The following is a 9,658-nucleotide window of genomic DNA, read 5'->3' as shown; positions in this document are numbered from 1 at the left end:
CGAGATCACCACGATCTGCTTGACGTCCGTTAGGAACTCATCAGTGCCCGCCATACGACGTGCGCGCTGCAACGCCACGAACCAGTACATGCTCCCGCACACTCACACACGCTCCTGCACATCCGAAAACGACCAGTTCCCCAGCCCAACCGCGCCACCCGAGGCAGCCTGATCTTCAAGAAGGGCGAGCAGACCGTCTCGGGCCAGAAGGCCCTCGACTACGTCTGCATCCGACACGGCATCGGCGACGGATCGGACAGCGGCCGCATCAAACGCCAGCAAGCGTTCACCTCCAGCCTCTTCAAGAAGATCAAGAGCAACGGCCTCACGCCGACCAAGCTCCTGCCGCTCGCCTCGGCCGCCACCGAGTCGATGACTGTCGACCCAGGACTGGGAACACCGAACAAGCTGATCACCTTCGCCATGTCGCTGAAGAACATCGCCCTCCACGACACCAAGTTCGTCACCACCCCCTGGCGCTGCGAGGGCCCACGCGTCGCAGTGGTTCAGCCGGTGGTCTTCCAGTTGTGGGCCGCCCTCAAGGACGATCACACCATCGACGGCAAGGACACCGGCGGCAACGCCACGAGGCCCCCTTCTGCCTCGACTGCGCCGACCACCGCGCCCACCTCGGTCGCGGACGACGCACGTCCGGCTGACGACGACCTGTACTCCGGCCTGACCTACGGATCGGGCGGCTGACGGGGTGCGAGGGGCCGGACCCTACTCGTTCGCATGGTTCGTGAAGTACATTTCCACGCAACTTCACGCCGTTTGCCGTGTGCCGCGTGGCATTCGGGCTCGCCCTGCTGACCCTGGTCGCCTTGGGGGTCCTTGCCATCCGGCGTCGGCCAGCTCGGCTGAGCCCGCAACGTAGGGACGCAGCCTCGCTGACGGCGCGGCGGCGCTGCGGTCAAGGGCGTGGCCACCACAGAGGCGAGGTGGACGAGGTAGTGGGGGTTCTATGGGATCCGTCACCTTGTGAATCTGGGGAGGGCCTGTGCTGAACAGACCATTCGTTTGTTAGATTGCGCAACTACGCAATCGAGTGACGTCCCACTTCGCCCGATGGATGCGGCCGTACACGCCTGGCCGCACAACCGACGGCCTGATGGGCCCGACCGTTCGTGGAGTGGGAGATGAGTGACCTGCGGGACGGCTCCGATCGCCGGGCCACGCGCCGCCGCACCGGCCAGGTGCCCCGCCCGCGTAGCGGCGTGCCCGCTGATGAGCGGCGGCCAGGCGGCCGGGCAGCGGCACGAGCGGCCTCGCGCGCTGGGGGCCGCGCCCAGCCGGCGCGGCGCGGGCGACGGGCGCTGCGGGTCGCCGCGATATGTCTGTCCGTTCTGGTCGTCGTCACCGCCGGCGCCGGCTGGTGGTTCTACCAGCACCTGAATGACAACATCCACAGCGTCGCGCTCGGCGGGAGTGGCGGCACCGAGAAGGCGGACGCCTTCGGCCGCACCCCGATCAACATCCTTGTGATGGGATCGGACGGCCGTACCAGCGCGACCGACTGCAAACTCGGCGGCGGCTGCGCGCAGACCGGCGTGCAGACCGGCGGGGAGAACGCGGATGTGGAGATGGTGGTGCACATAGCCGCCGACCGGTCCAACGCCACGGTGATGAGCATCCCCCGCGACACCATGACCAATGTGCCGGCCTGCAAGAACACCGACGGCGGGACCTTCACGTCCGGGTACTACGGCATGATCAACAGTGCCCTGTCGTACGGGCCGGCGTGCCAGGTGGCCACGGTTCACCAGCTCACCGGTATCCCGATAGATCACTTCGTGAAGGTCGACTTCTCGGGTGTGGTCAGCATGTCCGACGCGGTCGGCGGGGTATCGGTCTGTGTCAGTTCCAACGTGTACGACACGTACTCGCACCTGAAGCTGTCCAAGGGAAGCCACACCCTCAAGGGGGTCGCGGCGCTGGAGTTCGTCCGCTCCCGGCACGGCTTCGGCGACGGCAGTGACCTGGGCCGCACCTACGCGCAGCACATGTTCCTCAGCTCGATGATCCGCAAGTTCAAGAGCGCGGGCACTCTGACCGACCCTTCCGCCGTCTACGGTCTCGCCGATGCGGCCACGAAGGCCCTCACCGTCGATGACGGCCTCGGCAGCGTCAGCAAGCTGGTGGGTCTGGCGACCGACCTGAACAAGGTTCCCTCCAAGCAGATCACCTTCACCACCATGCAGACCGCCCCCGACCCCAACAACAACGCGCGGCTGGTGGTCGGTGCCGGCGCCAAAGCCCTGTTCTCCACCATCGCCAACGACCAGTCCCTGACCGGAACCTCCGGCAAGAAGTCCGCCACGGCCTCCGCCACTGCCCAAGCCGTCGACGCCTCTCAAGTCGCCGTGAAGATCGAGAACGGTACAGGCATCGGCGGGCGCGCCTCCGTCCTCGCCACCGCCCTGACCGACAAGGGCTTCAGCTCGGGCACGACCACGGCCAATGCCCCGAGCACGGCGGCCACCACGATCCTCACCTACGGGATCGGGCAGAAGCCCCAGGCCCAGACCGTGGCCAAGGCGCTCGGCTTGCCCGCCTCGCACCTCAAGCAGGGCAGCGGTACTCGCCTCACCCTGGTGATCGGCAGTGACTGGCCCAGCGGCACCACCTACCCCGGCGGTAGCTCCTCCCCGGCGCCGGCCGACACCCACGCCGCGGTCTCCAACGCTCACGCGCAGACCGCCGACCAGTCCAAGACGTGCGCTCAGGTCAGCCCGTACAGAACCGTCTCGCTCAATGGCGTCAGCATGACCCCGGCCCAGGCGTACGCTGCCGCCCGCAACCAACCCGACTCCGACGCCTGAGACCGCCGGCCCCTCTTTGGGCCGTCCTGTTTCGGCGGTCTTCCCCGGATGCCACCGTGCGGTGGTCGATCCGGACCAGCCCAGTTGGACAGTGCCGAGGTGGCCGGCACCCGGCACTGCCGCGCGCTGTGCGAGAGCGCGCGGCATACGCCCGGGCCTGACGGTCGGGGTTGTGCCCTCGAGACGTGCCGGATCCGGCACCCGTCAGGCAGCTGATGGAGTGCGCCGGCCCATCACGCGATGGCGAAGTAGGCCAGGCTGCCGAGCCCCGCGATCGTGCAGTAGATGGCGAAGGGAATCAGGGTCCGGTTCTCGAAGTACCGGACGAGGTAGCGGGTCGCGAGGTAGGCGGCGACGAAGGCGGCCACGCTGCCCGCCAGGAGCGGGCCGCGCAGTCCGTTCCCCTCCGGCCCGAGCAGCGGGGGCAACTTGAGCAGGGCCGCGCCGCCGATCACCGGGGTGGCGAGCAGGAACGCGAAACGTGCGGAGTCTTCGTGGTTGAGGCCGCGGAAAATGCCGGCGCTGATGGTCGAACCGGAGCGACTGATCCCGGGGAGCAGGGCGAGGATCTGGGCCGCGCCGATCGCCATGGCGTGGCGCATGGTCATCCGTGTGATCCGCAGGTCCGACTGCTCCTCCGGCGTCAGTCGCTCGTGTCCCTCCACGGTGGATGCCCCTGCCCGCCGACGACCCGTGCCACCGCGCCGCAGTTGCTCGGTGACGAAGAGGACGATCCCGTTGAGGGCGAGGAAGATCGCGGTCGGCACGGGCCGACCGAGTGTCGTGCGGAACAACTTGTCGAGTGCGAGGCCGGCGACTCCCACCGGGATGGTGGCCGTGATGATCAGCCAGGCGAGCCGCTGGTCGACGGTCTGGATGCGGCGTTGCGTGATCGATGTGGACACACCGCGGATCACTCGGAGCCAGTCGCGCCAGAAGTAGACGACCAGCGCGAGCGCCGTGGCCAGATGGAGACCGATCAGCTCGTTGAGGTACATGGACCCATCGGCAGACACGTCCAGGTCGTGCTTCCAGTGCCCGCCCAGAAGGGCGGGTATCAGGATGCTGTGCCCGAGACTGGATACGGGGAACAGCTCCGTGACGCCTTGCAGCAGGCCGACGCCCACGGCTTCGGGGTAGGTCAGGACGGACATGGCCCGGAACCTACTACACGAGTGTAAAAGTTAGGTTGACGGCGGTACCGAGTTAGGCGAGAACACCGCGCCGACGCTGCAAGAGCTCGCCGTTCTCACGGGTCTGCCGGGCGGCCGGAGAGATGACGCTCGTAACGTGCGCGGGCCACTACGAGGCCGGTGGCGTAAAGCGCCAGGACGGCCGTAAGGAGCAGGTAGTACTCGATGGGCAGTGTCGTCAGGCCGAGCGCCGGGCCGAGCGGGGAGGGTGGCAGCACGAGGCCGACGACGGCCAGGGCAGCCGCGGACCAGCCGATCGGATCGATCGAACGGCCCTCGAAGAGCCGGCGTCCGGCGCGCAGGAGAACCATGACCAGGGCCTGGGTGAGCAGGTTCTCGGTGAACCAGCCGGAGTGAAAGATCGCCTCGTCGTCGCCGGTGCCCGGACCGTGCAGGGCGAGAGCGAGAACGGCGAAGGTAGCCAGGTCGGCGACGGCGTTGAGGACGCCGAATCCAGTGATGAAGCGTAGGACGTCACGCGGACTCAACACCGTGGGGCGGCGCAGCACCGACGGGTGGGGCCGGTCGTAGGCGAAGGCGAGTTGGACGGTGTCGAAGCACAGGTTCTGCACGAGGACCTGGGCCGGGAGCATGGGCAGGAACGGCAGGAGCAGGCCCGCGGCGAGCATCGCGATGACGTTGCCGACGTTCGACGACAGGGTGATCCGCAGATAGGTGGCGACATTGCCGCTGCTGTAGCGACCGGCGCCGATGGCGTGGTCGACCGCGGTCAGGTCCTTCTCGGCGAGCACGACGTCGGCGCTCTCCCGGGCCACGTCCGCGGCGTCGCGCGGAGCGATGCCGACATCGGCGGCCCGCAGGGCGGGCAGATCGTTGACGCCGTCCCCGAGGAAACCGACGGTGTGCCCGCCGGTGCGCAGCGCGGCACTGATCCGGGCTTTGTCCTCGGGGGTGCAGCGGGCGAAGACGGGCGTGCGGCGGGCGAGCTCGGTGAGTTCGGTGTGGGTGAGGGCGTCGACGCGGTCGGCGGTGAGGACACCGTCGGGGCCGAGGGGGATGCCCAGGTCGCGGCAGGCGCGGGCGGCGGTACCGGGGTGGTCGCCGGTGAGGATCTTGATCGTGACGCCTCGTTCGGCCAGGGCGGCGAGGGCTGCGGCGGCTGTGGGTGCGAGGGCGTCGTGGAAGGTGACGAAGCCGATGAAGGTCAGGCCGCGTTCGTCGGCCAGGGTGTAGTCGCGGGTACGGGCCGGGCGTTCAGCGGTGCCCACCGCCAGGACCCGTAGCCCGTCCTCGGCCGCGCCGGCCGCAAGGGCCGACAGGCGCCGACGCTCATCCTCCTCTAGAACGCAGCGTTCCAGGACGGCTTCGACGGCTCCCTTGACGACGAGTGTGTGCCTGCCGAGTAGGCCGGGGATGCGGACGACGGCGGTGGACAGGCGGCGCACCGGGTCGAAGGGCAGGGCCGCCACTCCGTCGTGCGCCACGAGGGCGTCCTCGTCAGCCGCGTCCAGAATCGCCTCATCGAGGGAGTCCGGTTCAGGCAGGTCGGCGAGTTGCAGGGTCCACCAGGAGTTGACCGCTGCCCATGCCAGGACGCCGGGGTCGTCCTGGCCGTCGGCGTCCAGGCCCTGTGCGACAACCGGCCGGTCCTGGGTGAGGGTGCCGGTCTTGTCCAGGCACAGCACGTCGACGGCACCCAGATCGTGCAGCGCCGGCAGTCGTTTGACGATCACGCCGTGGATGCGGGCGAGCCGGGAGGCACCCCGGGCCAGGCAGTTGGTGACGACGACCGGCAGCATCTCCGGGGTCAATCCCACCGCCACGGCGACGGCGAACGGCAGGGTCTCCAGGCCGCGGTCGCGCAGCGCGGCATTCGCCATCAGCACCAGGGGCGGGGTGAGGAGCATGAAGCGGATGAGGATCCAGGAGATGCCGTGCACCGACCGGTCGAAGGCACTCGCCTCACGCTGCCGGGCAGTAGTCCCCTGTGCGGCCGCGAGTCGGGTACGCGCTCCGGTCTCGACGACGACGGCGGTGGCACTGCCGGAAGCGACACCGCTGCCTTGGAAGCACCACTGCGGCTGCCCGAATACGGTGCTGCCGTCCGGGGACGGGATGTCTCCGGCACTCTTTGCGACGGGAGCCGACTCGCCCGTCAGGGCAGCCTGGTGGACGGTCAGCCCGCTCGCACGCAGGAGCCGTACGTCCGCGGGGACCAGGTCTCCAGCACCCAGTTTGATGATGTCACCGGGGACGAGCTCCGCCACGGGGATCTCCCGAACCGTCGGCGGCACCTCCTTGTCGGCGCGCCGCACCACGGTGGAGGTGGTGGCGACCAGCTCGCGCAGCCCGGCCATGGACCGGTCGGCCTGGTACTCACCGGAGGCCCGCAGCACGCAGCTGACCGCGACCAGCAGCAGTATCACGCAGGCGGTGGACCAGGCGAAGACAGCGGCGGAGACCAGACCGAGGCACAGGAGTACGGCGGTGAACGGGTCGTGCAGGCTGCGCAGCAGGAGCTGCGGCCAGGAGGCGGCTTGCCGGGCCAGGAGGATGTTTTCCCCGGAGTCGGCGAGACGATCAGCGGCCTGCGCTTCCGTCAGCCCCCGCGGTCCACTGTCCAGCTGCCGCAGGATCTGAAGTGCCGTTCCTGCGCCGGGTCCATAACCGGACGTCCCGACGACGTGTTCCGCCGGTGGCGTCGGCGTGGCCCCGGCGAGTGGCGCTTCAGCGCCCTGGTCCGAGGCCGAGGCGATCCTAGGCACCGGTCCCATGCAGTCGGCGCACCGGTACGGCGAGCTCCTCCGTGCGAGCGGTCAGCTGGCGGACCATCAGCCGGACGACGGTGACGACGTCGGGATCGTCCACGTAGTAGACCTGTCGCCGCCCCTCCCGTCGGGCCCGCACGAGGCCGGCGAGCTTCAGCTTCGACAGGTGCTGGCTGACGGCGGGCAGTGCCCCGCCCACCCGGTCGGCGAGGTGGGTGACGTCGCTCTCGCCCTCGGACAGGGCCCACATGATGTGCAGACGCGCTGTCGAGGCCAGCAGTCCGAAGGCTGCGGATGCCTCCGCCAGTACCTCGGCGGGAGGATCCTGGTAGCCACCAGCGATCTGCGCCACAGTCCTCTCCCATCCGCCCGCATCACGGCCAATGCACATGCGCCCGCCCAGTGTAGGCGCCGATGCTGCAGCGTCATGCCGCACAAGGGCACCCCGGCCACCCCTGTGGACGGACGAGCGCTCGCGAGGACTCACTCACTCCTCGTAGTAGTTGTCGACGACAACGTCCAGCTCGTCGTCGAAGGCCTCGTTGAGCAGCGCCCCGCCGATCAGGCCGGCCGCACCCGCGCCGATCAGCGCGCCCGTACCAAATCGCCGCCCGACGCCCTCCTCCGAGTGCATGCAAGTTGCGCAACTGAGCAATACACCATCGCGGGCTGGGCGGGAATGTTTCCGCCTACGGCCCGACGCGCTGGAGGACAACGACGTGGGCATCATCAGCTGGATGATCCTGGGGCTGCTCGCCGGAGCCATCGCCAAGATCCTGCTGCCCGGACGAGACCCGGGCGGCCTGATCGGCACGACCCTCATCGGCATCGCCGGCGCCTTCGTGGGCGGCTGGATCTCCGCCCACTTCCTCCACCGCCCCGTGCAGAAGCAGTTCTTCGACCTCTACACCTGGGGCGCGGCCATCGGCGGCTCGCTTGCGCTGCTCATCGGCTATCGCATCCTGTTCGGTAACTCCCGCGACTGAGTCCGGTATTGCGACCGCTCCGGTCTCAGGTGAGACGGACGGCGGGCAGTAGGTCCTGGAACGTCCTGCCCACCGCGGGCTCGCCCAGATCCACGGCCAGGTGATGAACCCTCCAATGCCGGCTGACGCAACATCGGAAGCGGCCTGAGGGTCGAGGATTGGTAGGAACATAGGCCGTTCAACACGGTGGGCAGGGGATTGTCGGGTTCCCCTCGCGGGGCGGCATCAAGAAGAAGAGCGTTCAGGGGACGGCCGCGCAGAGGTTCCGAGCCGAACGAGCTGCTCGCGCTGCTCGTTGCCGGAGCGGCACTGAAGTAGAAGCCATCACACCGCGTCGAATGATTGCTACATTGCGCAACTGTAGAAGTCTGTGTGCAGGCGAGGGGCGCGTATGCCGATCAGCCATCAGGAGCCGCGACGCGGCCGGAGCCTTCGTCTCGCGGCGCCCGCGTATTCGCGCCCTGGGACGTCCCGCCGGGTCATGGGCGGGCGACGCCGCCGGATGCGACTCCTGATGGTCTCAGGCATTTCCTTGCTGGTCCTGGGCACGGCAGGCTTCGGTCGCACTCTTCTGATGTTGGCCGGCGAAATCGATACGTTCGACGCAGACGGCATCTCCGGCAACCGGCCCGGGTCAGCGGGGAAAGGGGAAAACGTCTTGGTCATCGGATCTGACGGCCGAGTCGACGGAAACAGCGAGCTGGGCGGCGGCGACAAGGCAGACGTAGGGCGCGCCGATACCGCGTTCCTGCTGCATGTCTACAGCGATCACCGGCACGCCGTAGTGGTGTCCATCCCGCGGGACACGCTGGTGACGATTCCGCCGTGCAGGTTGCCGGACGGAACGTGGAGCGCGGCGCGGACCAACACGATGTTCAACGCGGCCTATTCAGTCGGTCAGACCGTGGGCGGCAACCCGGCGTGCGCTCAGAACACCGTCGAACAACTGACCGGGTTGCGCGTGGACCACACGGTCGTCGTCGACTTCAAGGGCTTCACGAAGCTGACCGAGGCTGTCGGCGGAGTTCGGGTGTGCCTGCCACAGGACATTTACCAGAAGGACCTCAGCCCTCACCGTGCCGCCCGTGGCCGGCTTCTCCTTCACAAGGGTCCGCAGACCGTCTCCGGACTTGAGGCGCTGGATTACGTCCGCATCCGGCACGGCATGGGTGACGGCTCTGACATCGGGCGCATCAAGCGGCAACATGCGTTCATGGCCAGCTTGATCAAGAAGGTGAAGGGTGACGGACTCACTCCGGCCAGACTCCTGCCACTTGCCGAGGCCGCCACCACGGCGATGACCGTCGACCCCGGTCTGGGCACGGCGAACAAACTGGTCTCCTTCGCAATGATGCTTAAGGAGGTCGACCTGCACAACATCAAATTCGTCACGGTTCCCTGGCGCTATCAGGGATCGCGCGTCGCCGTCGTCCACCCTGACGCCGACAAGCTCTGGGCGGCTCTCAAGGCCGATCGCGCCATCGGCGGTGCGGACGCGGGCCGAGTGATGGAGTCCCAACGGGCGGATGCTGTCGCGGCCTCCCCGTCACCAGGCGTCGAAATGACAGTCTCCGGACGCCCAGCCGCCGTAGCGGTCTACAACGGCACGAGAATCAACGGACTGGCCTCAAGGGCGGCTCAGGCCCTGATGCGTCACGGTTTCACGGTTTCCAGGACCGGTAACGCCAGCAGCCGCGGCCATGCCATCACACTCGTTCAGTACAGCGCGGCCCTCAAGTCCCAGGCCGAGAAGATCGCCAAACTCTTCCCTGGCGCCCAACTCCAGCCCATTGCGGCAGCGGAAGTCACCGTGATTCTGGGCCAGCACGTGGCGCCGTCAACGGCTCCGGCTTCGCGAGCACCTACATCCGCGGCCACCAGCGCCCGCTCGGCTGATGACGACCTCTGTTCCGATCTCTCATAGGGTT

Annotated in this window: 7 protein-coding genes and 1 pseudogene; 4 read left to right on the top strand and 4 right to left on the bottom strand. The window is 68.2% G+C overall.

Going from position 1 to position 9,658, the window contains the following annotated elements; translation table 11 throughout:
- Positions 1-144: 144 nt before the first annotated feature.
- A pseudogene (locus ABZ904_RS41385) lies at positions 145-579 on the top strand (LCP family protein); the annotation flags it as partial.
- A gap of 560 nt (positions 580-1,139) precedes the next feature.
- Positions 1,140-2,822, top strand: coding sequence for an LCP family protein (locus ABZ904_RS41380; RefSeq protein WP_361829241.1), 1,683 nt, complete (start codon positions 1,140-1,142; stop codon positions 2,820-2,822).
- Between the two features lie 233 nt (positions 2,823-3,055).
- Here the strand turns inward: ABZ904_RS41380 and ABZ904_RS41375 are convergent, their stop codons facing one another.
- From ABZ904_RS41375 to ABZ904_RS41360, 4 genes are all read right to left on the bottom strand, one after another.
- A complete protein-coding gene (locus ABZ904_RS41375) occupies positions 3,056-3,976 on the bottom strand; it encodes an undecaprenyl-diphosphate phosphatase (RefSeq protein WP_359409246.1) in 921 nt (306 codons plus the stop codon).
- A gap of 95 nt (positions 3,977-4,071) precedes the next feature.
- Positions 4,072-6,750, bottom strand: a complete 2,679-nt coding sequence (gene mgtA / locus ABZ904_RS41370) for a magnesium-translocating P-type ATPase (protein ID WP_361002620.1) — start codon at positions 6,748-6,750, stop codon at positions 4,072-4,074.
- Complete coding sequence (locus tag ABZ904_RS41365; RefSeq protein ID WP_359409242.1) at positions 6,734-7,096, bottom strand: metalloregulator ArsR/SmtB family transcription factor; 363 nt, start codon at positions 7,094-7,096, stop codon at positions 6,734-6,736. Before ABZ904_RS41365 ends, mgtA begins: the two co-directional genes overlap by 17 nt.
- A gap of 135 nt (positions 7,097-7,231) precedes the next feature.
- Positions 7,232-7,378, bottom strand: coding sequence for a hypothetical protein (locus ABZ904_RS41360; RefSeq protein ID WP_359409240.1), 147 nt, complete (start codon positions 7,376-7,378; stop codon positions 7,232-7,234).
- 85 nt (positions 7,379-7,463) lie between these two features.
- Between ABZ904_RS41360 and ABZ904_RS41355 the strand changes: the two genes are divergently transcribed.
- Together ABZ904_RS41355 and ABZ904_RS41350 are read left to right on the top strand one after the other, a co-directional pair.
- Entirely contained in the window at positions 7,464-7,730 is a 267-nt protein-coding gene (locus ABZ904_RS41355; protein WP_361002616.1) for a GlsB/YeaQ/YmgE family stress response membrane protein, read from the top strand.
- A 514-nt stretch (positions 7,731-8,244) separates the two neighbouring features.
- A complete protein-coding gene (locus tag ABZ904_RS41350; protein ID WP_361002613.1) occupies positions 8,245-9,654 on the top strand; it encodes an LCP family protein in 1,410 nt (469 codons plus the stop codon).
- Positions 9,655-9,658 lie beyond the last annotated feature (4 nt).

This window comes from Streptomyces sp. NPDC046900 (assembly GCF_040644975.1).
Classification (GTDB): Bacteria; Actinomycetota; Actinomycetes; order Streptomycetales; family Streptomycetaceae; genus Streptomyces.
This window is presented reverse-complemented; position numbering and strand designations above follow the sequence as displayed.

Excerpts from the sequence above, each read along its gene's own strand:
- ABZ904_RS41380 (WP_361829241.1), top strand. The coding sequence starts at position 1,140 with ATGAGTGACCTGCGGGACGGCTCCGATCGCCGGGCCACGCGCCGCCGC.
- ABZ904_RS41350 (WP_361002613.1), top strand. The coding sequence starts at position 8,245 with ATGGTCTCAGGCATTTCCTTGCTGGTCCTGGGCACGGCAGGCTTCGGT.
- ABZ904_RS41375 (WP_359409246.1), bottom strand. The coding sequence starts at position 3,976 with ATGTCCGTCCTGACCTACCCCGAAGCCGTGGGCGTCGGCCTGCTGCAA.
- ABZ904_RS41360 (WP_359409240.1), bottom strand. The coding sequence starts at position 7,378 with ATGCACTCGGAGGAGGGCGTCGGGCGGCGATTTGGTACGGGCGCGCTG.
- mgtA (WP_361002620.1), bottom strand. The coding sequence starts at position 6,750 with ATGGGACCGGTGCCTAGGATCGCCTCGGCCTCGGACCAGGGCGCTGAA.